This is a genomic window from Bradyrhizobium sp. LA6.8 (assembly GCF_040547935.1).
Classification (GTDB): Bacteria; Pseudomonadota; Alphaproteobacteria; order Rhizobiales; family Xanthobacteraceae; genus Bradyrhizobium; species Bradyrhizobium barranii.
On record NZ_JBEPQQ010000006.1, the window covers coordinates 396,409 to 420,958 of the forward strand.

Here is a 24,550-nt window from a genome sequence, read left to right on the forward strand (position 1 = left end):
TATTGTTTGAGCATGATCTTATCGGAAAACTGCTGCGCACTTTTCCGGATCATGCTTTGCGCAGCTTGAACTTCTCCGCCGGCACCGTCATCGCGGCGACGCCGGCCATGACCAGCAGAAGTCCCAGCGCGAGGTTCGACGGCACGCTCTCGCCGAGCAGCAGCACGGACAATCCGACGCCGATCGGAATGCGCAGATAGCCTTGTGCGTTCGTGGTCAGCGTGCCGAGCCGGCCGAGGCAGACGTAGAACAGCATCAATCCCAGCGCGCTGGAGACGATGCCCATGACGATGGTGGCGACGATCGCCGTCGGCGTCGGGTGCAGCGTCCAGGGCTGGTCGATGATCAGCGAGGGCGGCAGCAGCACGAGGCCGCCGAACAGCAGCGAGCCGGTCGCCACCACCATCGGATCGTATTCGGAGAGCCGCAGGCCAAAGATCGTCGCGCAGGCAAAGGAGATGGTGGCGAGCAGGATCGCGATCTCGGCAATGATCTCGCTGCCGAAGCCGCGTAGCGCGTCGAGACCGACGATGGCGATGGTGCCGGCGAGGCCGAGAATTGCGCCCGCGAACTTCAGCAGTGTCGCCGGCTCGTGCCGTGTGATCAGCGACGTGATCAGGAAGGCGAAAATCGGCGTCGTCGAGGCCAGCACCACCGTGTTCGAGGCCGGGACATATTGCTGCGACCAGGTGATGACCAGGAACGGAAAGGTCGAGTTGATCAGCTGCTGGGTCGCGAACAGCTTCCAGGCCTTCGCATCCGTCGGGAGTTTGAGGCCGCGCATCCACAGGATGGCAAACAGGAAGGCGAACGCGATCAGCGAGCGCGCCGAGATGAAGGTGATGGGCGGGATCGTGGGAAGCGCGAGCTTGGCCAGCGGATAGGTCGAGCTCCAGCAGCAGGCGAGCGCGAACAGCAGCGCATAGTCGCGCCAGTTGCGCGCGCCGGTGGCGATGATGGATGGCGACGATGATGCGGCGGCCGCCGTGCGGCCCGACGATGTGCTCTTCGGCACCTTGTTCCTGCTCCCCCGCGCCAACGCGCTTGTCGCAAGTCTGGGCGAGGGGGCGCGAAAAGGGAAGGCGTCGAGCTATGCGTTTGCCTGGAGTGCAGGCTTCCGCTTCACCCGCTTGATCGTGCCGGAGAAGGTAAACAGCGGCCGCCCGGCCGAGGTCAGCTTGCCCCGCAGGAAGATCAGCGAGCCGCCGGCGCGGGACACTTCGCCGATGCATTCGACCAGCTCGCCCTCGCGGGCCGCGTCGAGGAAATCACAGGCGAAATTCGTTGTCACGGCCGGGCCATCCAGCTCGTGGGTGGCGATCGCGAACAGGCAATAGTCGGCGAAGGCCATGAAGCAGCCGCCATGGACGTTTCCGGAGCCGTTGAGGTGCTTTTTCTCGACTCGGAACGCCGAGCGGACGCTGCCGTCGTCCTCGATTTTGTGCCAGAACGGGCCGATATGGCTCTCAAAACTGTCGCGAATCCAGGTCCGCCAGCCCGTGAACTCGCCATCGGTGGCGACGTGCAGGTCCGGGCGACGGGTGGAGGGGACTTTGGTCAATTCGTGCAAGGAAATGGGCCTTCAATTACGGGTCTTTAGTCCTTAAATCCGATCCGTCAGCGCCTTGCAATTCCCGTTCCCGCCGACCGCCTGCCCGCAAAACGTGGGACAGCGGGAAAATGGGCCATAAAGGGCTTTTCGTAGGCCCCCGATCTTCCTAAGAACGGCAAAACGCCGCCGAAAGCCCCGAATCCATGAAGAACGAACCCAAGATCACCCCCGAACTGGTTGCCGCCCACGGGCTCAAGCCCGACGAGTACGAGCGCATCCTGAAGCTGATCGGGCGGGAGCCGACCTTCACCGAGCTCGGCATCTTCTCGGCGATGTGGAACGAGCACTGCTCGTACAAATCCTCGCGCATCCATCTGCGCGGCCTGCCGACCAAGGCGCCCTGGGTGATCCAGGGCCCCGGCGAGAATGCCGGCGTGATCGACATCGGCGACGGCCAGGCCGTGGTCTTCAAGATGGAGAGCCACAACCACCCGAGCTACATCGAGCCCTATCAGGGCGCGACCACCGGCGTCGGCGGCATTCTGCGCGACGTCTTCACCATGGGCGCGCGTCCTATCGCCTGCCTCAATGCGCTGAGCTTCGGCGCGCCCGAGCATGCCAGGACACGGCATCTCGTCTCCGGCGTAGTGGCCGGCGTCGGCGGCTATGGCAATTCCTTCGGCGTGCCGACGGTCGGCGGCCAGGTGCGCTTTCACACCCGCTATGACGGCAACATCCTCGTCAACGCAATGGCGGTCGGCCTCGCCGATGCCGACAAGATTTTCTATGCTGCCGCCTCCGGCGTGAACATGCCGATCGTCTATCTCGGCTCCAAGACCGGCCGCGATGGCATTCACGGTGCCTCGATGGCCTCGGCGGAGTTCGACGACAAGTCCGAGGAGAAGCGCCCGACCGTGCAGGTCGGCGATCCCTTCGCCGAAAAACTGCTGCTCGAGGCCTGCCTCGAGATCATGGAGAAGGGCTGCGTCATCGCGATCCAGGACATGGGCGCGGCGGGCCTGACCTGCTCGGCGGTCGAGATGGGCGCCAAGGGCGACCTCGGCGTCGACCTCGATCTCGACGCGGTGCCGACCCGCGAGACCGGCATGAGCGCCTACGAGATGATGCTCTCGGAAAGCCAGGAGCGCATGCTCATGGTGCTCAAGCCCGAGAAGGAAAAGGAAGCGGAGGCGATCTTCAAGAAGTGGGGCCTCGACTTTGCGGTCGTCGGCTACACCACGCCGAGCAAGCGTTTCGTCGTCAAGCATGGCGGCGACGTGATGGCCGACCTGCCGATCAAGGAGCTCGGTGACGAGGCGCCGCTCTACGACCGTCCGCACGTTCCCTCCGCCGCGCTGCCTGTGGTGCACGCGCGCGAGGTGCCGGCGCCGATGGGCGTCGGTGCCGCGCTGGAGAAGCTGATCGGCACGCCCGACATGTGCAGCAAGCGCTGGGTCTGGGAGCAATACGACCACGTCATCCTCGGCAACACCTTGCAGCGTCCCGGCGGCGATGCCGCCGTGGTGCGCGTGCAGGACGGGCCGAAGGGTCTGGCGCTGACCGTCGACGTCACGCCGCGCTATTGCGAAGCTGACCCGTTCGAGGGCGGCAAGCAGGCGGTGGCGGAAGCCTGGCGCAACATCACCGCGGTCGGCGGCAAGCCGCTCGCGATCACCGACAATCTCAATTTCGGCAATCCTGAACGGCCCGAGATCATGGGCCAGTTCGTCGGCTGCCTGAAGGGCATCTCGGAGGCCTGCCGCACGCTCGACTTCCCGGTCGTGTCCGGCAACGTCTCGCTCTACAACGAGACCAACGGCCGCGCGATCCTGCCGACACCTTCGATCGGCGGCGTCGGCCTGCTCGACGATTTCACCAAGTCCGCTTCACTGGCCTTCAAGGCCGAGGGCGAGGCGATCCTCCTGGTCGGCGAAACCCACGGCTGGCTCGGCCAGTCGGTCTACCTGCGCGACATCTGCGGTCGCGAGGAGGGCGCGCCGCCGCCGGTCGACCTCGCGGCCGAGAAGCGCAACGGCGACTGCGTGCGCGGCATGATCCATGCGGGCACCGCGACCGCGGTGCACGATCTCTCCGACGGTGGCCTCCTGATCGCGCTCGCCGAGATGGCAATGGCGAGCGGCATCGGCGCAAAACTGCTGGCGGCGCCGGCGGCGCTCGTGCCGCAGGCCTATTGGTTCGGCGAGGACCAGGCGCGCTATCTCGTCACCGTGCCGGAAACTGAAGCCGGCCGCGTGCTGGCCAAGATGCGCGGCTGCGAGGTGCCCTGCGTGCGCATCGGCACCACCGGCGGCGATGCGATCGCGATCGCGGGCGAGGCGCCGGTCACGATCGATAGCCTGCGGAAATCGTTCGAGCGCTGGCTGCCGGAATATATGAGCGGGAAGGCGGCGTAAGGCGCCGCCACACACTCCGTCATTGCGAAGAGCAAAGCGACGAAGCAATCCAGACTGTCTCCGCGGAGAGGCTCTGGATTGCTTCGCTACGCTCGCAATGACGGGCGGAGAGACCTCGGCCTTACAAAACGTGTGACGCGCCCGGAATCTTCCGCAACATTGCCGTCAGTCCCCAGCTCAGCATCACCGTGAGCACGAAGCCGATCGCGGCCTTGAAGATCGCAGGCCACGAATAGTCGAACAGCACATACTGGATCCACAGCGCGATCGGGTAGTGGACCAGGAACATGCCGTAGGCGTCCGCCTGCATGCGGTCGAGCAGGTTCGGCCCCGGCGACTTCTGGTGCAGGAAGAAGGCGAGGATCGCGAGCAGGATCGCGGCCGAGAACAGCACGACGAACGTGCCGTAGATCGCCTGATACCAGTCCGGCAGCACGTTGGGATTCCCGAGGATTGCGCGCTTGATGTAGATCATGCACCACATCAGGCAGTAAGGGACCAGCGTGGCGATCACCCATATCCATCGGTTCTTCGGCAACTGGCCCTCGGCGCTGAGGATACCGCGATCGAAGTTGGCGGCACCGACGCTGACGCCAATGAAGAAATAGGCGAAGTAGAGCAGGACGCGGCTCGCCTGCACCGAAAACGGTCCGAACTCGAACCATTTGTTGGCCCCGAAATGGACCAGCGCGGGCACGTAGACGACGGCAGTGACGACGGCGAGCAGCAGCCAGAACACGGCCGGCTGGTCAAAACCGCGCAGCGAAACGCGGTTGACCGGATCGACCAGGTGGGCTGAGACCCGGTAGAGCAGGCTCGCGGTCAGGTCGAACGCCAGCAGCACCCACACGAACCAGATCGGCCCGCTCGGCCACGGCCCGACGGTGATCGTCTTCCACCAGAACGAAGCGAAGGTCAGCTCGGGATCGTGCCGCAGCGCGATCGCGTAATAGGCGATCGGGATGACCGTGAAGGCCGCGATCACGAACGGCAGCCCGAGCCGCAACAGGCGGTCGCGCAGGAAAACCTGTGGCGCCTTGCGCGCGATGCCGGACCACGTGAACAGTCCCGACAGGAAGAAGAACATCGCCATGAAGAAGCTGTCGGTGCAGAGCACGACGACGTCGAAGCCGATCCAGGACGCCGGATCGGTGTGACCGAAATAGGTGTAGGGAATGACGGCGTGGTGCAGCAGCACCACCAGCGTGAGGAAGGTGCGGGTCCGATCGAGCGACAGATTGCGCGTCTTGGCTTTCGGCGCGGCGTGCGCCTCCGCGCCGATCGTCGCGGAATGTGACATCGTCATCATGGTCGCCCCGATTGCGCTCCTGCCCTGGCCGGACTGTGCCGCCGGGAACCGGATTCAGCAAGCGCCGTTTGTGCCGCGCCTTGCCCGCGGAGCGCCCTCAGGAACCAGTTCCGCGCAGCGAAGTTAGCGTTCGCGAATAGGTTGAGGGCCGCACGTGCGGCATTTTAGTCGGAGTTGGTTATGACGATCCTGAAATGGGCGCTGATCTTTCTCCTGGTCTCGATCGTGGCCGGCGTGCTCGGCTTCACCGGCCTCTCGGCCGCCTCGGCCGATGTCGCTCGCTTCCTGTTCTATATCTTCGTCGTGATCTTCCTGGTGCTGCTGATACTGGGGCTCACGATCTTCAGGGCGTAGCCGGGCTGCCGAATCGGACGGCCGGCGCGCCGGCCCTCAATTGCCTGCGAATGGCATGACGCGGGCCATCAGCTCGGCCAGGAACTCATCAGGACGATCGAACGGAATGAAATGATCGCCGCCGCGAACCCACACAAATTCCTTATGCGGGGCCGTGATCTCCTTGAAATATTGCTCGGCGGGTTCGCCCGGCGTCACGCCGTCCGCGTCGCCCTCGATGAAGAACATGGGGATCGAAGATCTGAATCCCATCGAGGCCATGTCGCTCTGAAACATCGGCCCGTTCCGTCCGGTCAGATATTTGGCCGAGAAGGCAACGCCCTTGCGCCAGTTGTACAAGTCGAGCAGCGAGACATCCGGCATGAAGAGCGGCGGGATGGGGCCGGCGAGCTGGAAGCCGCCGGCGGGCGGCAGACCCAGCGCGTTGCTCCATCTGTCCGCAACCAGGCGATTTTCCGGGGTGAGGGTCGGCTGTGATGCGACCGGCGCCAATTCCGCCAGGGCTTCACGATTGTTGGCGGATGCCGCAAGCCGTTGCAGGCGTGCGATCGTGAGCTCGAATGCCTTCTCGAAGGTCGTCCTGCCAACCACCTGGCCTGTGCCGACATAGGCCGAGAACAGATCCGGGCGTTGCTTCACCATGTGAATTCCCAGGAACGAGCCCCACGAATGCCCGACCAGGACGATCCTGTCCTTGTGCAGATGCGTGCGCAGATGCTCGGCCAGCTCGACGCCATCCTGCGTCATGCGCTCCAGTGTCATGGTTGGCGCCAGCGTGTCTCCGGCGGCGCCATACGTGCGGCCGGTGCCGCGCTGGTCCCATTGCACGATGGTGAAGTGCTTCTCCCAGGGGCGCCAACCCGACGACATTGGCCAGCTGGAGCCTCCGGGCCCGCCGTGGACGAACAGGAGGACCGGGTTATCCCGATCCTCGCCGCGGATTTGAATCCATTGCTTGATTCCGCCGATGTCGACGAACCCTCCCTCCTGCACGCCCTTCGGTGAGCGGATCGCGAGGGTTTCGGCAGCAAGATGCTGGCGATAGGCGCGAAAACCCAGTCCGGCGGCGGCCACCACAATGAGGATACCGGCCACGCCCAGCAACGAGACCCCAATCAGTCTTGCGGCTTTGCGCGGCATCCTGAGCCTTGTGTCGACTGAGAGGAAGCGACCTGCGATCGCCCCCGGCGCGATGAGCCTACCCCACTTCCTCGATCTTCACCTTGTCCGGATAGAAGGCGAGATGGCCGGAAATCTCCGTCATCGCGGGGAAGGGCGTCTCGTAGGTCCAGATCGCGTTGTCGAGCGTCTTGCCGTCGGCCTTGACGCTGTAATAGCTCGCGTCCCCTTTGTAGGGGCAATGGGTGACGCGGTCGGTGCGCTCCAGCAGCGCCATGTTGGCGTCCTCCCGCGGCACATATTGCACCGCCGGATATTTGGCCTCCTTCAAGATCAGTGCCTTGCTGGTCTCGGCGATCACGATGTCGCCGGCCGTGACGCGGACGCGTCGGGGATTTTGGGTAATGGTGATGGGGTGGTCGGGCCCTGGAAGCTTCATGATTTCACGCCTTTTCGATCAATCTTGCGCGCGCGGCACTTTGTCGTGCCTTTATCCGGATGGGATCAGGGATATAGTGCCGGAATGCGTGACGTAGAAGGCCGTTCACGCTAAGTTTGGCCCTGCCGGTCCGGGGACCCCGGCAAGCGATTCGAAGCCGAGACAGGAGCAAGACCCGAATGCCCATGGACGCCCACGATATCGAGGCGATGATCAAGGCAGCGATCCCCGATGCCGAGGTGACGATCCGTGACCTCGCCGGCGATGGCGACCACTATGCCGCGACCGTGATCTCGGAATCCTTCCGCGGCAAGTCCCGCGTCCAACAGCACCAGATCGTCTATCAGTCCCTGCAAGGCCAGATGGGCGGCGTGTTGCATGCTCTGGCGCTGCAAACCGGGGTACCGGGGGCCTGATCTGATCGCGTGACGGGGGGATGACGATGGCTGCGGACAATCCTCGCGGCGCGATGTTTCGCGTCATCGCTCCGAACCAGCACAGCCGCGTCACCAATGCCGAGCTGTTCTTCGACCTCGTCTTCGTCTTCGCCGTCACGCAGGTCTCGCATACGCTGCTGCACCATTTCACGCCGCTCGGCGCGGTGCACGTCACGGTGCTGTTCCTCGCGGTGTGGTGGGTGTGGGTCTACACCGCCTGGGTCACCAACTGGCTCAATCCCGAGCTGACCCCGGTCCGCATCCTGATCTTCCTGATGATGCTGGGCGGCCTCGTGCTGTCGACGACGATCCCGACCGCCTTCGAGGGGCGGGGCCTGTGGTTCGCGATCGCCTACGCGACCATGCAGGTCGGACGCACCGCCTTCTGGCTGCTCGCGACCCCGCGCCATCGAACGGCCGTCCGGCACAACGCGATCCGCATTCTGGTCTGGCTCTCTGGCTCCGCGATCTTCTGGATCCTCGGCGGTCTCGCCCATGACGAGGCGCGGCTGTGGTTCTGGATCGCGGCGCTCGCGATCGAATACGTCTCGCCCGCGGTGCGCTTCTGGGTCCCGAAGCTCGGCTTCTCGTCGGTCGAAGCCTGGGCCGTCGAAGGCGGGCACATGGCCGAGCGCTGCGCCGGCTTCATCATCATCGCACTCGGTGAAGCCGTCGTCGTCAACGGCGCCACCTTTGCCGAACTGGACTGGACCGCGGACAACATCCTGGCCTTCGTCTCGGCGCTGGCCGGGGCCATCGCGATGTGGTGGGTCTATTTCCACAAGGGCGCGGAGGCCGGCTCCGAGCGGCTCTCGAAATCCACCGAATCCGGCCGGCTGGCACGGATGGCCTATACCTATCTGCACATGCCGATCGTCGCCGGCATCATCCTGACCGCGGTGTCGGACGAGCTGGTGCTGAAGCATCCGACCGGCCATTCCGATATCAGGACCATCGTGAGCACGGTCGGTGGTCCCTTGGTGTTCCTGGTCGGCACCATCCTGTTCAAGCACGCGATCCGCGGCTTCCTCCAGCTCTCCCACGGCATCGGCATCATCCTGCTACTGGTGCTGTGGTGGTTCGCCGCCGATCTCTCACCGCTCTGGCTGTCGGTCGCGTCGACCGTGATCATGATCGTGGTCGCGGTATGGGAGTCGGTGTCGCTGGGATCGAAGGCGGAGGAGGCAGAGCAGCATTGAATTTGGAGCGGTCTGAGCAAGCGCCTCGTCCTTCGAGACGACCGCTGCGCGGTCTCCTCAGGATGAGGCTAATCGGCATAGGCGCCCGCTGAAACTGCTGCCGCGCGCTCCGCCCTCATCCTGAGGAGCCCGCCGAAGGCGGGCGTCTCGAAGGATGTGCCGCAGGAAAACGCTCTGAAATACATAGCTCTCTGGACGGCCAGTCGAGCGGGAAGCGCCGGAGCGTTTACTCCGCCGCCTCCAGCGCGTGCACCGAAAACATCTTCGCCGCGTCCGTCCAGCTTTCGCGAACCTGCCAGCCCGCGCCCTGCGCCAGCGCAGCAAAACGCTCGAGGCTGTATTTGTAGCTGTTCTCGGTGTGGATGCTCTCGCCGGGACGGAACGAGAAGCTGGTGCCGAGCAGGCGCACGGTCTGGCTCTTCTTGCTGATCAGATGCATCTCGATCCGGTGCCGCTCGCGGTTGTAGATCGCGCGATGGGTGAAGGCGGACAGGTCGAAATTGCCGCCGAGCTCGCGGTTGATGCGCACGAGCACATTGAGGTTGAAGCGGGCGGTGACGCCGGCGGCATCATTGTAGGCGTCGTGGAGGACGCGCTCTTCCTTCTCGAGGTCGGCGCCGATGATCATCTGCGCGCCCTTGCCCAGGATCTTGCGGGCGCTCTTCAGGAAGGCCTGTGCCTCATGCGGCTCGAAATTTCCGATGGTCGAGCCGGGGAAGAAGCCGACCTTGGGCATCGATGCGACGGCCTTGGGCAACTCGAACGGCGTGGTGAAGTCGGCCGCCACCGGATAGATGCCGAGCGTCGGGAAGTCTCGCTTCAGGCCGTTGGCCTGCGCCTTCAGGAAGTCGCCGGAGATGTCGACGGGTACATAGGCCGCGAACTTGCAGTGATCGAGCAGCAGGCGGACTTTCGTGGTTGCTCCGGCGCCGAACTCGACCAGCGCCGCATGCTGCGGAATGATCTTCGCGATCTCGCTGCCGCGCTCCTTCAGGATCGCAAGCTCGGTGCGCGTCGGGTAATATTCCGGCAGGCGCGTGATTGCCTCGAACAGCTCCGAGCCGGTCGCGTCGTAGAAATATTTCGGCGACAGCTTTTTCGGCTGCTGCGAAAGGTCCTCGATGGCCTCGCGGGCGAAGGCGGTGGTCTGCTCGTCGGGGAGATGGGCTTCGGCCAAAGCGCTGGCGTGCACATTCATGATACTCTCCTGAACGCGCTGTCCGGCGCGCATTTATCGTCGGATGAAAACTAGACGTAATCGGCGAGCCGCAGTCCGGTGAACTGCCAGCGATGGTGCGGATAGAAGAAATTGCGATAGGTGATACGGCTGTGGCCCTCGGGAGTTGCAAGCGAGGAGCCGCGCAGCACTAACTGATTGATCATGAACTTGCCGTTGTACTCCCCGAGCGCGCCTTCGATGGCGCGGTAGCCGGGGTAGGGCGAATATGAAGAACGCGTCCACTGCCAGACGATGCCGAAGGCGTCGTTGAGCTGGCCGGCACGCGCAGCAACCTCCCATTCCATCTCGGTCGGCAGATGCTTTCCGGCCCAGCGCGCAAACGCATCGGCCTCGTAATAGCTGACGTGGCAGACCGGCGCGTCCAGATCGACCGGCTTGAGGCCGGCGAGCGTCATCGTGTGCCACTGGCCGTCGATCTCGCGCCAATGGCCGGGGGCGTCCCAGCCTTCGTTGTTGACGGTGGCAAAGCCGTCCATCAGCCACAGCGTTGCGGTCCGGTAGCCACCGTCGCGCATGAAGGCGAGCCACTCGGCGTTGGTGACGAGGTTGCGTGCGACCCTGACCGGACCGACGAGGGCGCGATGTGCCGGCTTCTCGTTGTCGAAATGAAAACTGTCGTCGACATGACCGACGGTGTGGATACCCTCGTTCAGCGTCAGCCAATCCTCCCCCGCGCGTGTCGAAGCCGGGAAGCGCCAGTCCGGATCATAGGCCGGCGGGATCGGGTTCTGCGCGAAGGCATGCAGGATGTCGGTGAACATCAATTCCTGATGCTGCTGCTCGTGATTGAGCCCGACCTCGACCAGCGGCGCGATCTCGCGAAGCTTGTCCGGGCCGACCTCGCGGAAGAATTTGACGACGGCCGCATCGACATATGTTCGATAAGCGCCGACCTGATCGGCGCTGGGGCGGGTGATGTCGCCGCGGTGATTGCGGGAATGACGCGGGCCGGCGCTGACGTAATAAGAATTGAACAGGAAAGCGAAATCAGGGTGGAAGGGCCGGTAGCCGGGACAGTGCTCGCCGAGCAGAAATTGCTCCCAGAACCAGGTGGTATGGGCCCGATGCCATTTCGTGGGGCTCGCATCCGGCATGGATTGAATCTGCTGGTCTTCAGGCGACAGCGGCGCGGCCCAGCGCTCGGTCTCGTTGCGGACGGCGAGAAACGCCTCTTCCAGCCCCTGGGCGAGGCCGCGCGGGTCGGCCGACGGTGACGAAAGCGGCGGGGTGGCCGTAGCGGAGGCTTGTTTCGTCACGTTTTTCTCCAGACAGGACAAGAGAACGTTGTTGGCGTTGCCCGGTTCCAAAACCTGGGTTCGTCCTAGATAGGGGCTCCGTTACGGTATGAAAGTCCTCCCCGGCGATGATATTCGTGGCATCATGTAATGGGGCCGGCGTGGCCTGGACCGGCCCCAAGGGGCTGTTCGCCGCCATTTTACTTTGGATGCACAACGGTTTGGGCTACATATATAGGCAGGTATCGGGTTAAATCGGCTGGGCCGGCCCGAGGGAATCGTTGAGGGCTCCGCCCCGGAAGGACATGGATATGAGCATCGAGGAATTCATCGCCAACGAAGTGAAGTCGAACGACGTGGTTCTGTTTATGAAGGGTACGCCGCAATTTCCGCAGTGCGGTTTCTCCGGCCAGGTCGTCCAGATCCTCGACCACATCGGCGTTGGTTATAAGGGCCTCAACGTCCTCGAATCCGCCGAACTGCGTAACGGCATCAAGGAATATTCGAACTGGCCGACCATTCCGCAGCTCTATGTGAAGGGCGAGTTCGTCGGCGGCTGCGACATCATCCGTGAGATGTTCCAGGCCGGCGAACTGCAGCAGCTGCTCTCCGAGAAGGGCGTCGCCGTCGCGGCCTGACACGTGACCCAGCTGACGCGCCGCATTGGCGGCGCCGAGCTCGAGGTTATCGTCGCTGACATCACGACACTCGGCGTTGACGCCATCGTCAACGCCGCAAATTCGTCTCTCCTTGGCGGAGGCGGCGTTGATGGCGCAATCCACGACGCTGCCGGTCCCGAGCTTCTGGCCGAGTGCCGGACGCTCGGGGGATGTCCGACCGGCGATGCCAAGATCACGAAGGGCTACCGTCTGCGCGCGCGACATGTGATCCACGCAGTCGGCCCCGTCTGGCACGGCGGCAGCCGCGGCGAGGCGGATTCGCTGCGTTCCTGTTATCGCCGTGCGCTTGAGCTCTCCCAGGCCAATAGACTGAACTCTCTAGCCTTCTCCGCGATCTCGACCGGGGTATATCGCTTTCCGGCCGACCAGGCCGCGAAGATTGCGGTCCACACGACCATTGAAGCCCTGCCGGCTACGCCGCTGGTCACCCACGTCATATTCTGTTGTTTCTCGGAGACAAGCGCCGCGCTCCACACGGACGTTCTGGCGCGGTACAGCAGCCCTTGTGCCTGATGACGTGGTCAGTACACTCCGCTCGGCCACCTTCCGGGGAGGGGATATGAATTCACATTTCGGACTGCGTGCGTTGATTTGCGGCGCACTGGTGTCGCTGGGTGCGATGTCGCTCGCGCGCGCCGAAGGCACCTACGAGATTCCGGCCGGCGCGCATTTCAATCAGGACAAGCTCGCCAAGGTCAGCGAGTTCTTCAAGAACGAGGTCGCGACCGGCAAGATCGCCGGCGCGACAGTGCTGATCAAGCAGCACGGCAAGCCCGTCTTCCGCGAAGCCTTCGGCGTGCAGGACGTGGTGAGCAAGGCGCCGATTACGGACCAGACCATCTTCCGCCTGTTCTCGATGAGCAAGGCGATCAACTCCGTCGTTGCGGTGCAGTTGATCGAGGACGGCAAGATCAAGCTCGACGATCCCGTCTCGAAATACATCCCGTCCTTCGCCAATGTGAAGGTCGGCGTCGAGAAGAAGGCCGACGACGGCACCAAGTCGCTCGAACTCGCGCCGCTGAGCCGGCCGATGACGGTGAAGGATCTGATGACGCACACGTCTGGCGTCACCTATGGCTTCTACGGCGACAGCCTGGTCCGCAAGGCCTATCGCGACGCCAAGATCTACGACGGCGATTTCGATCTCGCCGAGTTCGCCGAGCGCATCGCAAAACTGCCGCTGCACAACCAGCCGGGCGCGCTGTGGCAATACGGCCATTCCACCGACATTCTGGCGCGAGTTATGGAGGTCGCAACCGGCAAGCCGTTGCTCGAGATCGAGCGGGAGAAGCTGCTCGATCCGCTCGGCATGGTCGACACCGGTTTCTTCGTCACCGCGCCCGAGAAGCAGAAGCTTCTGGCGCAGCCGGTGCCGAATGACGCCGATTTTCGCGTCGGCCGCATCAACGATCCGACGGTTGTCAAAAAAATTCAATTCGCCAGCGGCGGCATGGTTACGACCATGGCGGACTATGAGCGCTTTGCGCAGATGCTGCTCAATGGCGGCAGCCTCGACGGCAAGACCATCCTCAAGCCCGAGACGTTCAAGCTGATGGTGACCGATCAAATCGGCCCGACCTCGGGGGTCGGTCGCGACTATTTCTATTTCCCCGGCGACGGTTTCGGCTTCGGTCTTGGCCTTGCGGTCCGCACCGATCCCGGCAACGCCAAGCCGCCACCGCCCGGCGATCTCGGGGAATTGAAGTGGGACGGCGCCTCCGGTTGCTATTTCGTCATCGACCCCAAGCAGGACATGTTCTTCGTGCTGCTGGAGCAGACCCCGACCGAGCGCCAGCGCGTGCAGCGGACATTGAAGCAGTTGGTCTATGAAGCCATGGAGAAGTGACATGTTCGGGCGCCGCGCGCTGATTGCGGCGCTCGTTCTCTTGTTCGGTGCAGGTGGTGCGCAAGCGGGCTCCGAGGCGCGCGCCCACACTTTCTCGCCAGAAGGTCTGGCAAAGGTTTCCGACTACATCAGGGGCGAGGTCGCAGCCGGTACGTTTCCGGGCGCGATCCTGCTGCTCCAGCAGCACGGCAAGCCGGTCTACTACGAGAATTTCGGCGTCCGCGATGTCACCACCGAGATCTCGATGAGCGCGGACACGATCTTCCGGCTCTATTCGATGTCGAAGCCGGTCACGACAGTCATGGCGATGATGCTGGTCGAGGAGGGCAAGCTCTCGCTCGACGATCCCGTCGCAAAGTACATTCCGGCCTTTGGCGCGATGAAGGTCGGTGTCGAGACGAAGGCCGAGGACGGCAAGGCTGCGCTGGCGCTGGAGCCGCTCAGTCGCCCCGTGACGATCAAGGATTTGATGCGCCACACTGCCGGGCTGCCCTACGGCTATTATGGCGGGGGCTTGGTGAACAAGCTCTATGCCGACGCCGGTCTCTTCGACAACAAGGCTTTGACCAACGCCGAACTCGTTGCGAAGATCACCACGCTTCCGCTCGCCGAACAGCCCGGCACGAACTGGGACTATGGCCACTCCACGGACGTGCTCGGCCGCATCGTCGAGGTCATATCGGGGAAATCGCTGTTCGCGTTCGAGAAGGAGCGGCTGCTCGATCCGCTCGGGATGACGGACACTGCATACTATGTCGCTGATCCTGCCAAGTGGCCGCGCATCGCCGAGCCGATGCCGCAGGATCGCGCGATCAGCCCGATGACGCAGATCCGCGATCCCAGGAAACCGCTGAGGTGGGAGTCGGGCGGCGGCGGCCTTGTCGGTACGGTCGGTGACTACGCGCGCTTCTCGCAGATGCTGCTCAACGGCGGCAGCTATGAAGGCCGGCGCTATCTCAAGCCGGAGACCATCGCGCTGATGGCGTCGGATCATATCGGCCCGGAGACGAAGATCGCGCGCGATCAGAATTACTATCCGGGCGGAAGCTCCGGCTTCGGCCTCGGCTTCGCGGTGCGCACCTCGGTGCCATCAGGGACATCGTGGCCGCTTGGCGAATATCGCTGGGACGGCGTCGGCGGCACCTTCTTCTTCATCGATCCCGAAGACGATCTGTTCGGGATCTTCATGGTGCAGACCCCGTCGCAGCGTGGCCGGATTCAGCTGGCGCTGAAGACGCTGATCTATCAGGCGATGGGGCGGTAGCTAGCCGCCTTCGTAGCCCGGATGGAGCCAACGGGGCGGCGCGAAGCGCCGCCCGATGACAGGCTCCGCGCAATCCGGGAAAATCTTTCCGCGAGGCGAGGACCCCGGATTTCGCTGCGCTCCATCCGGGCTACGGACTTACGCCCCGCGCACGATCTCTCTGATGTACCCGATCGTTTCCTCGACCTGGGCCGCATTGACGTCGAGATGGGTGCAGGCGCGGATGCGGCCGTCCATCATCGCGAGCGTCACGCCGCGCTGGCGCAGTGCAGCGACCATCTTGTCGCCGGCAATTCCGGCGCCATCAGGCTTGAAGAACACGAGATTGGTCTCGGGCTCCTGCACCTCGACGCCTGCGATCTGCGACAGCCCGCGGGCGAGCGCGCGCGCATTGGCGTGGTCGTCGGCGAGGCGATCGACGTGATGATCGAGTGCGTAGATGCAGGCGGCCGCGCAGACGCCGGCCTGCCGCATCGAGCCGCCGAGGCGCTGCTTCCACTGCCACACCGCATCGATGAAGGCGCGGGTGCCCGCGAGCACGCCGCCGATCGGCGCGCCCAGGCCCTTGGAGAAATCGATCCAGGCCGAATCCCACCCCGCGGTCATGTCGCGCGGGGAGATGCCGCTTGCGACGGTGGCGTTGAGCAGGCGCGCACCGTCCATGTGGGTGACGAGGCCGTGCTGCTTGGCGATCGCGACGATCTCGTCGAGCGCCGCCTTCTTCCAGATCGTGCCGCCGCCGATATTGGCGGTCTGCTCGACGCTGACGACGGTCTGCGGCGGCTGGTAGCGCGTGCGCGGATGCAGTGCCTTGCGAAAGGTCTCCGGCGTGAACTGGCCGTCAGGTCCCTTGAGCTGGGTGACTTGGAAGCCGCCGATCGCGGCATGCGCGCCGCCTTCGCGGGCGATGATATGTGCGCTCTCGTGGGCGAGGATCTCGTCGCCGGGACGGCAATGCACCAGCGTCGCGGTGACGTTGCACATCGTGCCTGAGGGCATGTAGACCGCGGCCTCCTTGCCGAGCAGCGCGGCAACGCGCTCGCACAGCGCATTCACGGTCGGATCGTCGCCGACCTGCTCGTCGCCGACCTCTGCCCGCGCCATCGCCTCGCGCATCGCAGCCGTCGGCTTGGTCTGCGTGTCCGAAAGCAGATTGATGCGCACCGGCGGCGCCTTGGGATCGATCGGGGGAGGGGTATAGAGCATCAACTTGCTCCCTGAGGGGAATGGCACTCGCTCGCGGTCAGCGAGCTCTGGGTGGACGCCGGGCGGCGTGACGAAACCGCATAATAACGATTTCTGTCTCGGTCACACGATAATCGATCAGATAGGGATAAGGGTTGACCGGCAAGCGACGGACGTATGCACGCGTAGTCGTTCGCCCTGCGTGGGGGTAGGTCTCTAGCAATGCTATGAGAGCGACAATGCGGCCGCGCACGTGGCCTGCGCCTTGGGGCGAGTGCGCCTCGATCTAGGTCAGAATTTGGTCGATTTGGGCGAGCGCCCGCTTCGTATAGCGGACCTTCACAGCCCGTGCTTAGCCCACATCGCGCGGACTTCGTCGGCGCTGGTCAGCTCGCCGCGGGCGATTTCGGCTTCGGCCTCGGCGAGATCTGCCTCTTCCGCCGCCGTCAGCTGGATTGGTGGCTGATCGACCCCGGCAAGCTCAAGCAGGGTCCGCGCCAGTTCGTCCTGCTCTGAATCGGGCAGGCCGGAAACTTTGCTGAAGGCCTCTTCCAGAAGACGAGTCATGCTCAACTCCGCGATGTGCAATCATAGCACAGATGGCCTGAGACATGGGAATCGCCGGCTCAAACAAAAAGGCCCCGGTGAACCGGGGCCTTTGAATGTCGTTCTGCCGAACTGTTAGCGCGAATAGAATTCGACGACCAGATGCGGCTCCATCTGCACCGGGAACGGCACGTCGGAGAGGCCGGGGATGCGCACATACTTGGCGGTCATCTTGCCGTGGTCGACTTCGAGATAGTCGGGGGTGTCGCGCTCTGGGAGCTGGCTGGCTTCGAGCACGTGGGCGAGCTGCTTGGAGGCTTCCTTGACCTCGATCACGTCGCCGATCTTGAGCTGGTAGCTCGAGATGTTCACCTTGCGGCCGTTCACCTTGACGTGGCCGTGGTTGATGAACTGGCGCGCGGCGAAGATCGTGGAGACGAACTTGGCGCGGTACACGACCGCGTCGAGACGACGCTCCAGGAGACCGATCAGGTTCTCGCCGGTGTCACCCTTGAGGCGGCTCGCCTCGACATAGATGCCGTGGAACTGACGCTCGGAAATGTTGGCGTAATAGCCCTTCAGCTTCTGCTTGGCGCGCAGCTGCACGCCGAAGTCGGAGAGCTTGCCCTTGCGGCGCTGGCCGTGCTGGCCGGGGCCGTACTCGCGGCGATTGACGGGGCTCTTCGGGCGGCCCCAGATGTTCTGGCCCATACGGCGATCGAGTTTGTACTTCGCCTCACTGCGCTTAGTCATCGCGTCCTCTTCAGGTACATGGTTTGAGGAAACGCGCCCTCCTGTGTGACGGGCTGGGCCCGGCACTGACAGGTCCGATCCCCAAAGCTTAAGGGAGAGGACCACGGGTCGCGAAACGCTTCGCGGGCCGAAATCGGCCCGCGAGCAGGCGGCTTTTAGGTGAGTTTGGGCCGTTCTGTCAATGCGAATAGCCCCGAAATCATGTCCGGACCGCCCGGATCGGCTTCGGCCCGGCCGCGCGCAATTCGGCAGCGATTTCAGTGTTCAGGACCTGTTCCAGCCGGGTCAGGACCCGGGCTATGGGGGCGGCGTCGGTCACCCGGTGGTCCCAGCGGATCACGACATGGATGGTTTGGTCGGGCTCGACCACCCCATAGCTGACGATGAATGGGCCCGGCGTGATGGGATGGAGCTCGCCACCGCCATAGGCGGCCACCGAGCTCACCGCAAAACTGCCGAACCAATTGCCGCGCTGTCGGCCGAAATTCAGCCCGACCGCCCAGCACAGCCGCCGCAGCGGCAGCGGCAGGCGGGTGGCCCGCATGATCTTGCGGAACATCGGGATATCGTCGATCGGGGCCGTCTTGGCACGCCGAATTTCGGCGTCCACCGCGGCCAGCGCCATGGCTTCGGGAGCCGCGATTCGCTGCGGCATCACGCATTCCTCGCCGTCTTGGACCCGGGCGATCGCCACCGACGCCACGCTATTGGGCAGCTCGTAAAGCATCGGCCAGGGCCATTTGGCGTAGACGGTGCGCAGGACCGGCTCGTCACTGGCGACCAGGGCAAAGGCCTTGACGAACATCGCGGCCCAGCCGGCGGGCGCCATCGCTCCGGCACGCGCCTCCAGCAGGGGGCGGATATTGAGGGGGCGGGAGAGCGAGACGAACGGCACGTCCATCGACGCCCGCATGAGGTCGCAAATCAGGCGGCGCGGCAGCGAAATGGTCTTGGGCGTCCCGCGCATGGGTCTTTCGGTTCCTGCGGACTAAAATATGTGCAGCGAGCGGGTGGCCCGCTCGCCGCGTGCTCTAGCACGAACCAACCCGCCTGGCGCCGGTCGGTTCGCCGCATCAGGGCGCCGGCGAGGCTAGCGGCTTGGTTTTGTCGACGATGTAAACCCCGAGTACTTTCATGGCCTTGTCGCCATGAGCCTTGGCGTCGTGCACGACGCCTGCCGGGATCTGGTAGGAATCCCCGGCTTTGAGGGTTTTCTCCGGCTGGCCGTCGATGAGGAGATTCAGCTCGCCTTCGAGCACGTAGCCGGTTTCGACCCCAGGATGGGTATGGCGTCCGGCCGCGCCGCCCGCCGGGACCTCTGCGATGGCGGTGATGGTGTTGTAACCGTCGGGAAATTCGACCTTCTGGAGCGGGGTCCGCTTGATGCCGGTCTGCTGGGCGAAGGCCGCAACGGCAAGGCTGGTAAAGGCGAGAGCGAGCAAAGTCTTTTTGAGCATGGTTCTTCCTCCCTAGAACCGCCGACCCTAGCAGCGCCGCAGTTCCGGGCAAGGCCGCGATCGGCTCGTTCAGCGCTTGATCCCCTCGAACGCCGCCATGATGCCGCGCTGGAACAGCGACCAGTCGAAACCCAGCGCGATCGCGCGATAGCCGCGATCGACCAGGGCGTTGGCCTGGTCTGCGGTGCGGGCCACGCCGCCGATCGGCACGCCGCTTTTGAGGATGCCGGCCTCGGCGCGGGCGACCAGCTCCAGCAATTCCGGATCGTCCATCTGCCCGCGCTTGTTGATGGACGTCGCGAGATCGCCGGGGCCGATCACCGCGACGTCGATGCCCGGCGTCGCCATGATCTCGTCGATGCGATTGACGGCCTCGACATGCTCGATGGTGATCATGCAGATCATCTCGTCGTCGGCACCGGCCATGTAGTCCGGCATCGACTGGCCCCAGCGGAACGGCGCGTGGAACGGACCCCAGAGACGATCGCCGCGCGGCGGATAGCGCACGCTGCGCACCGCCTTCTCAGCTTCGGCGCGATTGGTGATCATCGGGAAATTGATGCCGAAGGCGCCGATGTCCATCGGCGCTTTCGCAAGCCACGGCTCGTTCGCCGCGATCCGCACCAGGGGCGTGCACGGCGTGCCTGTCGTGGCGGCGATCATCGCATGCGCTTCGGTCAAGCCAATCGGGCCATGCTCGAGGTCGACGATGATCCAGTCGAGCGAGCGCGCCATGATCTGTACGGTCTGCACGCTCGGGATCGTCGCGATTGCGCCGAAGGCGGGGCGCCCTTCGCTCCAGAGCTGGCGGAGACGGTTGAGCGGCGCTGCGGGGACCGACATGGGGATGAACCTGCGAAGATGGCGACGGCGAAACCTAGCAGCGCGCCGTCGAGGCGCAAGGTCAGGCCAGTGCGCGTCCGCCGAAGAACGGCGTCAGCGTGGCCGAAAGCCCATGTACGCGGTTCGAGGTGAAGATCATCTCGGCGCCGGACTGCGCGATGCCGCCGATTTGCGTGCCGAGCAGGTCGGAGACGCGGCGGGCGATGGCCGGCGCGGGGTCGATCCATTCGACCGGCCAGGGCGCGAGCGTCTTCATCCGGTCGAGCAGCAGCGGATAGTGCGTGCAGGCGAGCACCACGGTGTCGGTGCGCGATGTCGCGTCCGCGGGATCACCGACGAAGCAGGGGGCGAGTTCGGCGAGGATGTCGCCGTCGCTGATCGGATGGCCGCTGAGCGCGGCTTCTGCCAGAGAGGCGAGCTCGGGCGAGCCGACCAATGTCACCTCGCAACCCAGCGCGAAATCGCGGATCAGTGCCTTGGTGTATTCGCGTTTCACCGTGCCCTTGGTGCCGAGCACCGAGACGCGGCGGCTCTTCGACTGCGCGCAGGCGGGCTTGATCGCCGGCACGGTGCCGACGAAGGGCAGGGAATAAGCGGCGCGCAAGTGAGATAGGACCAGGGTGGACGCCGTGTTGCAGGCGATGACGACGAGGTCAGGATCGTGCGTGCCGATCAGTTCGCCCATCAGAGGCACGACGCGGGCGATGATCTCGTCCTCGCTGTGGTGGCCATAGGGGAAGAAGGCATCGTCGGCGACATAGACGAAATGCGCGTCCGGGCGCGCAGCCACGACCTCGCGGAGCACCGTGAGTCCGCCAAGGCCAGAATCGAACACCAGGATCGTCGGGGAATAGGTCACGTCGCTACCTTAAGGGCACCATGGTTACCATTCGGTTTTTGGGGCGGTTTTGCGGCGGGGCCCGCTTGGGACCAGTTTGGAACGATTCAATTTCACGGTTGCCGCAAGTTCCCGCTATCAGCAGCTGCGCTGCGGACGGGGACATATCCGCAAAACTCCGGAGAGCCGACATGATCAGAAATACCAGTAGCGGCTGGGGCAGCGTTTCCCGGTGGCTGCACTGGATTTTGGCGCTGGCCATCCTCGCCATGATCGGCTTCGGCTGGTGGATGAACCACATCCCGGCGCGTCCCGACCGCTTCTTTTACCGCTCGATCCACGCCGATATCGGCTATGTGATCCTGCTGCTGACCGTGCTGCGCCTGGTCTGGCGCGCCGTCAACCCGACGCCCGTGATGCCGCCTGAAACCTCGCGCTGGCAGAAGATCGCGGCCCATGTCAGCCACGGCGTGCTCTATCTCGTGGTCATCCTGGTCGCGATGCTGGGCTGGGCGCATTCCGGCGCGCGTACGCCTGATTATTCCGATTTCTTCGGCCTGTTTCACGTGCCGCAATTCACCTCTCCCGACCGTGTGGCGGCGGGCGCCTATGAGGATCGCCACATCCTCTTTGCCTATGTGCTGCTGGCGCTGATCGCGATTCACGTGGTCGCTGCCCTCTGGCACCACTTCATCCGCCGCGACCGCGTCGTGGCGCGGATGGTGGCGGACGAGGCGGGGTAGGGCGGTCCCTCCACGTCGTCATTGCGAGCGCAGCGAAGCAATCCAGAGTCTTTCCGCGGTCGCAGTCTGGATTGCTTCGCTGCGCTCGCAATGACGGGTTAAGATGCGGACATCACGGCAGGTCCAACTCACGGTCGCAGGAGGCGCCATGCTCACCGTCCACCATCTCGGCAAGTCGCAATCCGAGCGCATCGTCTGGCTCTGCGAGGAACTGGGAATTCCCTACGAACTGAAGCGCTACACGCGCGATTCCGTCACCATGCTGGCGCCGCCCGACTACAAGGCGCTGCATCCGATCGGGAGCGCGCCCGTGATCACCGACGGCGACTTCGTGCTCGCCGAGTCCGGCGCCATCGTCGATTACATCATGGCCAGATACGGCGATGGGCGCCTTGCGCTCCGCCCTGATCATCCAGATTTCGCGCAGTTCCTGTACTGGTTTCACTTCGCCAACGGCACGCTGCAGGCCGGCATGGGCCGGCTGATGATCCTGAACCGGCTCAAGCTCGCCGAGGACAATCCGATGCTGGCCGCGAGCAGAGGGCGTACCGACCGCGCCTTCGACCTGGTCGATGCGCGCGTCCGCGACGCCGAATATCTGGCGGGCGACACCTTCACCACCGCCGACATCATGATGGGCTTCTCGCTCACCACGATGCGCTACTTCCAGCCCTATGACCTGTCGCGCTGCCCGAATGTGATCAAATATCTCGGCCGCGTCGGTGCCCGCCCGGCCTACCGGCGCGCGATGGAAAAGGGCGATCCGGGAATGGCGCTGCTGCTGAGCTGAGCCGCGGCGCCGGTCACGCGATCCGGTTCGTGGTCGTTGACCGCTCGCTCGCCAGCTGCTTCTGCAAGCGGTCGATGTTTTGCAGCAGGCGCTGGCTGGTCAGCACCAGGAAGTAATAGCCGAACTGCGGGTCCTGAAAATAGATCTCGAGCAAGCGGTCATAGGTGATCGTCAGCACCTGTCCGTCCTCGACGCATTCGATCGTTCCGGTGCGCCGGTTGTCCGGCGTGAGGAAGCCGAGCTCTCCCATGAGAGCTCCGGGCCCGATCTCCACATTGATCTCCTTGACCAGGAACTTGCCGGTGACCGTGAGGAGCATCTCCTTGGCCGGATCGCCCAGTTTGAAGAGCGTATCGCCACTGCGATATCTGCGCTCGGTCATGAACGGCTTGAGCCACTCGATCGACATGTCGCCTTCGGCCGCATGGCGCGCCTTCTTGACCAGCTTGAGCATCTGCCGCAGGCGCAGGGCGTTGATCGGAAGCAGCAACAGATAGAGGAGGAAGGTCGAGACGTTGGCCGAGAGCGCGCCGAAAACGGCGAAGAATGCACAGCCGACCATGTTGGCGACGCGCAGCGGCACCATCGTCCGCATCAGGAGGGTGGCGACGAAGAAGCCGGCGCCGACCGCGGCGAACAGATTGGCCAGCGTAATGTTTTGGACAAAGATCTCCAGCAGGCGGTTGAAGATCGCGTCGTAGGTGACGTTGTTGGGATCGAGGCCCATCTGGACCAGGATCTTTGCGATCCTGAGGTTGTCCGTCGCCGCATCGAGAATGCGGTCGAGGATCGAGGAAATGTCTGCGCTGCCGGACGGCATGTACTAACCCCGCGTAAGGCCTTCAGTCCTGGTCGGTATGCTCGACACGTATAGCCGAAATCGAATGACGACCGCTTGAAATGAAGCCTTCGGCCGCCATGCCGCAAGAGGCAAATTTTAGCCTGATCGGGCGTTTCGGCAATTGCCCGTTGGTTGTGCGCATGGCCGTGGCGCGCCCGTGATTCGGGGCCCCCGGGGGGCGCGGGCTTCGGCGTCGTGGACCGTGGCGCCCGACGGGGCGGGGGCGCAGGGCGACCGGCCCTTACGGCTTGGCGGCGGGCTGCACGACCTCCTGCTCGACGAGGTCGAGGTGTCCCGGCAGCGAACCGGCGCGCAGCAGCATCGCGACGCTATTGGCTTCCTCCAGGGTGAAATTGCCGGAGATCTGGCCCGAGCCGCCGGTGATGGGCTCGCGGATCACGGGGGCGGAGATCACCTTGCCGTCTAGCACGATGGCGAAGGGCCTTCCGATGTTCTCTTCGGTGACGTGGGCGAAGCGCCGCGTGCCGCGGCCGTTGAAGCGGAACGAGGCGATCGGGTCTTTCGTGCCGCTGGCAAATCCCGGGCCGGCATAGCTGATGTCGTCGCCGTCGAGCGCGCTGTCCTTGGCGACCAAGTAATGGCGCTCGTCCTTGAAGCCGGGCAGGACTTCGGTGCCCGTGGGCGGCGTACCGGATTGCGCCTGCTCCGCCGGCATCGAGACGTCGATCAGGCGGAAGCTGACCTTGACCTTCCTGGCGAAGACCGCGGTCACGCGGGCGGGCTCCATCATGCCCGGGATGAAAATGCGGATGCGATCCGTACCATCCGGCAGGACACTGGCGAGGTTGATGCCGGCATCCTTGAGGCGCTGCTCGATCATGGCGATGGAATCTTCGACGAGATCGCGCAGCCGGGCCGCGGATGCGGCATCGGTCGGAGCGAGCCTGACCAGTCCGTCGCCGCCATCGGTCACCGTGAGCGCATGCGACGGCAATCCCTCCGCGGCCGACGCGAGCTTGCGTGCGAGCTGTTCGCGGCCCTTGGCATCCGCGATCTTCACCTCCACGCCGGCGTCGCGGATCGCAAGACCGGAGAAGGCGATCTTGCCCTCGCGCAGGGTCTTGTAGACATCGTCGCGCAAATCCGTGACGACGCTTTCGCGCAAGCCGTCGGTATCGACCTTGTAGACGATGCGCGAGCCGCCCAGCTTCTCCATCTTGTCGGCGACGAAGGCGGCGATCCTGGCACGCATCTTGTCGAACTGGCCGTCCTCGGCGCGCGCCGCGCGAGGCAGGATGATCGCCGAAGTCATGATCGCTGAAGTCATGATCGCCGAGGTCACGGCGAGCGCGACAATCAGCCGTGTGACGCGATCCCGCGGGGGCGTGGTCATGATTTCCTCAAGTCTTGCGGCAGGACGCTGGCAGGGGAGTCCGATGCATGTTCTTGGTCCCCGGATCGGGCGGGGAGGTTCAATGGCCTCGAAGACGCGTGCTACGGCCGTA

27 protein-coding genes are annotated in these 24,550 nt (G+C 64.3%); 10 read left to right on the forward strand and 17 right to left on the reverse strand.

Annotation, left to right across the window (positions count from 1 at the left end; translation table 11 throughout):
- Window positions 1–49 precede the first annotated feature (49 nt).
- Together ABIA90_RS28335 and ABIA90_RS28340 are read right to left on the reverse strand one after the other, a co-directional pair.
- Window positions 50–1,015, reverse strand: coding sequence for a DMT family transporter (locus ABIA90_RS28335; RefSeq protein ID WP_354120606.1), 966 nt, complete (start codon window positions 1,013–1,015; stop codon window positions 50–52).
- Between the two features lie 75 nt (window positions 1,016–1,090).
- On the reverse strand, window positions 1,091–1,570 hold the full coding sequence (locus ABIA90_RS28340) for a PaaI family thioesterase (RefSeq protein WP_354120605.1): 480 nt from the start codon (window positions 1,568–1,570) through the stop codon (window positions 1,091–1,093).
- Between the two features lie 185 nt (window positions 1,571–1,755).
- Here ABIA90_RS28340 and purL point away from each other — a divergent pair, with 185 nt between their 5' ends.
- A complete protein-coding gene (gene purL, locus ABIA90_RS28345; RefSeq protein WP_354120604.1) occupies window positions 1,756–3,966 on the forward strand; it encodes a phosphoribosylformylglycinamidine synthase subunit PurL in 2,211 nt (736 codons plus the stop codon).
- A gap of 121 nt (window positions 3,967–4,087) precedes the next feature.
- Here the strand turns inward: purL and ABIA90_RS28350 are convergent, their stop codons facing one another.
- A complete protein-coding gene (locus ABIA90_RS28350; RefSeq protein WP_354120603.1) occupies window positions 4,088–5,275 on the reverse strand; it encodes an acyltransferase family protein in 1,188 nt (395 codons plus the stop codon).
- Window positions 5,276–5,455: 180 nt separating this feature from the next.
- Here ABIA90_RS28350 and ABIA90_RS28355 point away from each other — a divergent pair, with 180 nt between their 5' ends.
- Complete coding sequence (locus ABIA90_RS28355) at window positions 5,456–5,629, forward strand: DUF1328 domain-containing protein (protein WP_028158427.1); 174 nt, start codon at window positions 5,456–5,458, stop codon at window positions 5,627–5,629.
- 36 nt (window positions 5,630–5,665) lie between these two features.
- Here ABIA90_RS28355 and ABIA90_RS28360 read toward each other — a convergent pair whose 3' ends face one another.
- A complete protein-coding gene (locus ABIA90_RS28360; RefSeq protein WP_354120602.1) occupies window positions 5,666–6,769 on the reverse strand; it encodes an alpha/beta fold hydrolase in 1,104 nt (367 codons plus the stop codon).
- 58 nt (window positions 6,770–6,827) lie between these two features.
- Window positions 6,828–7,187: a DUF427 domain-containing protein gene (locus ABIA90_RS28365; protein WP_014494138.1), complete on the reverse strand. Its 360-nt coding sequence runs from the start codon at window positions 7,185–7,187 to the stop codon at window positions 6,828–6,830.
- Window positions 7,188–7,366: 179 nt separating this feature from the next.
- Between ABIA90_RS28365 and ABIA90_RS28370 the strand changes: the two genes are divergently transcribed.
- Window positions 7,367–7,603: a BolA/IbaG family iron-sulfur metabolism protein gene (locus ABIA90_RS28370; protein ID WP_028147489.1), complete on the forward strand. Its 237-nt coding sequence runs from the start codon at window positions 7,367–7,369 to the stop codon at window positions 7,601–7,603.
- A 26-nt stretch (window positions 7,604–7,629) separates the two neighbouring features.
- Window positions 7,630–8,823, forward strand: coding sequence for a low temperature requirement protein A (locus ABIA90_RS28375; protein WP_354120601.1), 1,194 nt, complete (start codon window positions 7,630–7,632; stop codon window positions 8,821–8,823).
- A gap of 226 nt (window positions 8,824–9,049) precedes the next feature.
- Here the strand turns inward: ABIA90_RS28375 and egtD are convergent, their stop codons facing one another.
- Both egtD and egtB read right to left on the reverse strand, forming a co-directional pair.
- Complete coding sequence (gene egtD / locus ABIA90_RS28380) at window positions 9,050–10,021, reverse strand: L-histidine N(alpha)-methyltransferase (protein ID WP_063982369.1); 972 nt, start codon at window positions 10,019–10,021, stop codon at window positions 9,050–9,052.
- A 50-nt stretch (window positions 10,022–10,071) separates the two neighbouring features.
- A complete protein-coding gene (egtB, locus tag ABIA90_RS28385; RefSeq protein WP_354120600.1) occupies window positions 10,072–11,370 on the reverse strand; it encodes an ergothioneine biosynthesis protein EgtB in 1,299 nt (432 codons plus the stop codon).
- A gap of 239 nt (window positions 11,371–11,609) precedes the next feature.
- Between egtB and grxD the strand changes: the two genes are divergently transcribed.
- From grxD to ABIA90_RS28405, 4 genes are read left to right on the forward strand one after another with little or no spacing between them, the layout of a single operon-like run.
- Window positions 11,610–11,936, forward strand: a complete 327-nt coding sequence (grxD, locus tag ABIA90_RS28390) for a Grx4 family monothiol glutaredoxin (RefSeq protein WP_175618047.1) — start codon at window positions 11,610–11,612, stop codon at window positions 11,934–11,936.
- Window positions 11,937–11,939: 3 nt separating this feature from the next.
- A complete protein-coding gene (locus ABIA90_RS28395) occupies window positions 11,940–12,491 on the forward strand; it encodes an O-acetyl-ADP-ribose deacetylase (protein WP_208072079.1) in 552 nt (183 codons plus the stop codon).
- Between the two features lie 46 nt (window positions 12,492–12,537).
- Entirely contained in the window at window positions 12,538–13,824 is a 1,287-nt protein-coding gene (locus ABIA90_RS28400) for a serine hydrolase domain-containing protein (protein ID WP_354120599.1), read from the forward strand.
- A 1-nt stretch (window position 13,825) separates the two neighbouring features.
- Window positions 13,826–15,088 (forward strand): serine hydrolase domain-containing protein, encoded by a 1,263-nt coding sequence (locus ABIA90_RS28405; RefSeq protein ID WP_354120598.1) that lies wholly within the window; start codon window positions 13,826–13,828, stop codon window positions 15,086–15,088.
- A 138-nt stretch (window positions 15,089–15,226) separates the two neighbouring features.
- On the opposite strand, the gene ABIA90_RS28410 is transcribed toward ABIA90_RS28405, so the two are convergent.
- The 8 genes from ABIA90_RS28410 to murI all read right to left on the reverse strand — a co-directional run bounded on the left by ABIA90_RS28410 (window position 15,227) and on the right by murI (window position 20,731).
- Window positions 15,227–16,294, reverse strand: a complete 1,068-nt coding sequence (locus ABIA90_RS28410) for a threonine aldolase family protein (RefSeq protein ID WP_354120597.1) — start codon at window positions 16,292–16,294, stop codon at window positions 15,227–15,229.
- Between the two features lie 37 nt (window positions 16,295–16,331).
- Window positions 16,332–16,559 (reverse strand): type II toxin-antitoxin system RelE/ParE family toxin, encoded by a 228-nt coding sequence (locus tag ABIA90_RS28415; protein ID WP_354120713.1) that lies wholly within the window; start codon window positions 16,557–16,559, stop codon window positions 16,332–16,334.
- A 53-nt stretch (window positions 16,560–16,612) separates the two neighbouring features.
- The gene (locus ABIA90_RS28420; RefSeq protein ID WP_354120596.1) at window positions 16,613–16,840 is read right to left on the reverse strand and encodes a hypothetical protein; all 228 of its coding nucleotides are present in this window, start codon (window positions 16,838–16,840) and stop codon (window positions 16,613–16,615) included.
- A 114-nt stretch (window positions 16,841–16,954) separates the two neighbouring features.
- A complete protein-coding gene (gene rpsD, locus ABIA90_RS28425; RefSeq protein ID WP_071912408.1) occupies window positions 16,955–17,572 on the reverse strand; it encodes a 30S ribosomal protein S4 in 618 nt (205 codons plus the stop codon).
- Between the two features lie 199 nt (window positions 17,573–17,771).
- Window positions 17,772–18,539: an acyltransferase gene (locus ABIA90_RS28430; protein WP_354120595.1), complete on the reverse strand. Its 768-nt coding sequence runs from the start codon at window positions 18,537–18,539 to the stop codon at window positions 17,772–17,774.
- 106 nt (window positions 18,540–18,645) lie between these two features.
- The gene (locus tag ABIA90_RS28435; protein ID WP_354120594.1) at window positions 18,646–19,029 is read right to left on the reverse strand and encodes a cupin domain-containing protein; all 384 of its coding nucleotides are present in this window, start codon (window positions 19,027–19,029) and stop codon (window positions 18,646–18,648) included.
- Between the two features lie 69 nt (window positions 19,030–19,098).
- Window positions 19,099–19,872, reverse strand: coding sequence for an HpcH/HpaI aldolase family protein (locus ABIA90_RS28440; RefSeq protein ID WP_283016989.1), 774 nt, complete (start codon window positions 19,870–19,872; stop codon window positions 19,099–19,101).
- A 61-nt stretch (window positions 19,873–19,933) separates the two neighbouring features.
- Window positions 19,934–20,731 (reverse strand): glutamate racemase, encoded by a 798-nt coding sequence (gene murI / locus ABIA90_RS28445; protein WP_354120593.1) that lies wholly within the window; start codon window positions 20,729–20,731, stop codon window positions 19,934–19,936.
- A 170-nt stretch (window positions 20,732–20,901) separates the two neighbouring features.
- Between murI and ABIA90_RS28450 the strand changes: the two genes are divergently transcribed.
- Window positions 20,902–21,453, forward strand: a complete 552-nt coding sequence (locus tag ABIA90_RS28450; protein ID WP_354120592.1) for a cytochrome b — start codon at window positions 20,902–20,904, stop codon at window positions 21,451–21,453.
- 148 nt (window positions 21,454–21,601) lie between these two features.
- Window positions 21,602–22,243 carry a glutathione S-transferase family protein gene (locus tag ABIA90_RS28455; protein WP_354120591.1) on the forward strand — a complete coding sequence of 214 codons (642 nt, stop codon included), beginning with the start codon at window positions 21,602–21,604 and terminating at the stop codon, window positions 22,241–22,243.
- Between the two features lie 13 nt (window positions 22,244–22,256).
- Here ABIA90_RS28455 and ABIA90_RS28460 read toward each other — a convergent pair whose 3' ends face one another.
- Window positions 22,257–23,063: a Crp/Fnr family transcriptional regulator gene (locus tag ABIA90_RS28460; protein ID WP_071912420.1), complete on the reverse strand. Its 807-nt coding sequence runs from the start codon at window positions 23,061–23,063 to the stop codon at window positions 22,257–22,259.
- Between the two features lie 262 nt (window positions 23,064–23,325).
- Entirely contained in the window at window positions 23,326–24,438 is a 1,113-nt protein-coding gene (locus tag ABIA90_RS28465) for a SecDF P1 head subdomain-containing protein (RefSeq protein WP_354120590.1), read from the reverse strand.
- Window positions 24,439–24,550 lie beyond the last annotated feature (112 nt).

Bases quoted from the DNA above. Each gene is read 5' to 3' on its own strand.
- ABIA90_RS28420 (WP_354120596.1), bottom strand. From the start codon at position 16,840: ATGACTCGTCTTCTGGAAGAGGCCTTCAGCAAAGTTTCCGGCCTGCCC.
- purL (WP_354120604.1), top strand. From the start codon at position 1,756: ATGAAGAACGAACCCAAGATCACCCCCGAACTGGTTGCCGCCCACGGG.
- egtD (WP_063982369.1), bottom strand. From the start codon at position 10,021: ATGAATGTGCACGCCAGCGCTTTGGCCGAAGCCCATCTCCCCGACGAG.
- ABIA90_RS28430 (WP_354120595.1), bottom strand. From the start codon at position 18,539: ATGCGCGGGACGCCCAAGACCATTTCGCTGCCGCGCCGCCTGATTTGC.
- ABIA90_RS28465 (WP_354120590.1), bottom strand. From the start codon at position 24,438: ATGACCACGCCCCCGCGGGATCGCGTCACACGGCTGATTGTCGCGCTC.
- ABIA90_RS28350 (WP_354120603.1), bottom strand. From the start codon at position 5,275: ATGATGACGATGTCACATTCCGCGACGATCGGCGCGGAGGCGCACGCC.
- ABIA90_RS28365 (WP_014494138.1), bottom strand. From the start codon at position 7,187: ATGAAGCTTCCAGGGCCCGACCACCCCATCACCATTACCCAAAATCCC.
- ABIA90_RS28410 (WP_354120597.1), bottom strand. From the start codon at position 16,294: ATGCTCTATACCCCTCCCCCGATCGATCCCAAGGCGCCGCCGGTGCGC.
- ABIA90_RS28435 (WP_354120594.1), bottom strand. From the start codon at position 19,029: ATGCTCAAAAAGACTTTGCTCGCTCTCGCCTTTACCAGCCTTGCCGTT.
- grxD (WP_175618047.1), top strand. From the start codon at position 11,610: ATGAGCATCGAGGAATTCATCGCCAACGAAGTGAAGTCGAACGACGTG.
- ABIA90_RS28400 (WP_354120599.1), top strand. From the start codon at position 12,538: ATGAATTCACATTTCGGACTGCGTGCGTTGATTTGCGGCGCACTGGTG.
- ABIA90_RS28460 (WP_071912420.1), bottom strand. From the start codon at position 23,063: ATGCCGTCCGGCAGCGCAGACATTTCCTCGATCCTCGACCGCATTCTC.
- ABIA90_RS28375 (WP_354120601.1), top strand. From the start codon at position 7,630: ATGGCTGCGGACAATCCTCGCGGCGCGATGTTTCGCGTCATCGCTCCG.
- ABIA90_RS28450 (WP_354120592.1), top strand. From the start codon at position 20,902: ATGATCAGAAATACCAGTAGCGGCTGGGGCAGCGTTTCCCGGTGGCTG.
- ABIA90_RS28455 (WP_354120591.1), top strand. From the start codon at position 21,602: ATGCTCACCGTCCACCATCTCGGCAAGTCGCAATCCGAGCGCATCGTC.
- ABIA90_RS28440 (WP_283016989.1), bottom strand. From the start codon at position 19,872: ATGTCGGTCCCCGCAGCGCCGCTCAACCGTCTCCGCCAGCTCTGGAGC.
- rpsD (WP_071912408.1), bottom strand. From the start codon at position 17,572: ATGACTAAGCGCAGTGAGGCGAAGTACAAACTCGATCGCCGTATGGGC.
- ABIA90_RS28360 (WP_354120602.1), bottom strand. From the start codon at position 6,769: ATGCCGCGCAAAGCCGCAAGACTGATTGGGGTCTCGTTGCTGGGCGTG.
- ABIA90_RS28370 (WP_028147489.1), top strand. From the start codon at position 7,367: ATGCCCATGGACGCCCACGATATCGAGGCGATGATCAAGGCAGCGATC.
- ABIA90_RS28405 (WP_354120598.1), top strand. From the start codon at position 13,826: ATGTTCGGGCGCCGCGCGCTGATTGCGGCGCTCGTTCTCTTGTTCGGT.
- ABIA90_RS28355 (WP_028158427.1), top strand. From the start codon at position 5,456: ATGACGATCCTGAAATGGGCGCTGATCTTTCTCCTGGTCTCGATCGTG.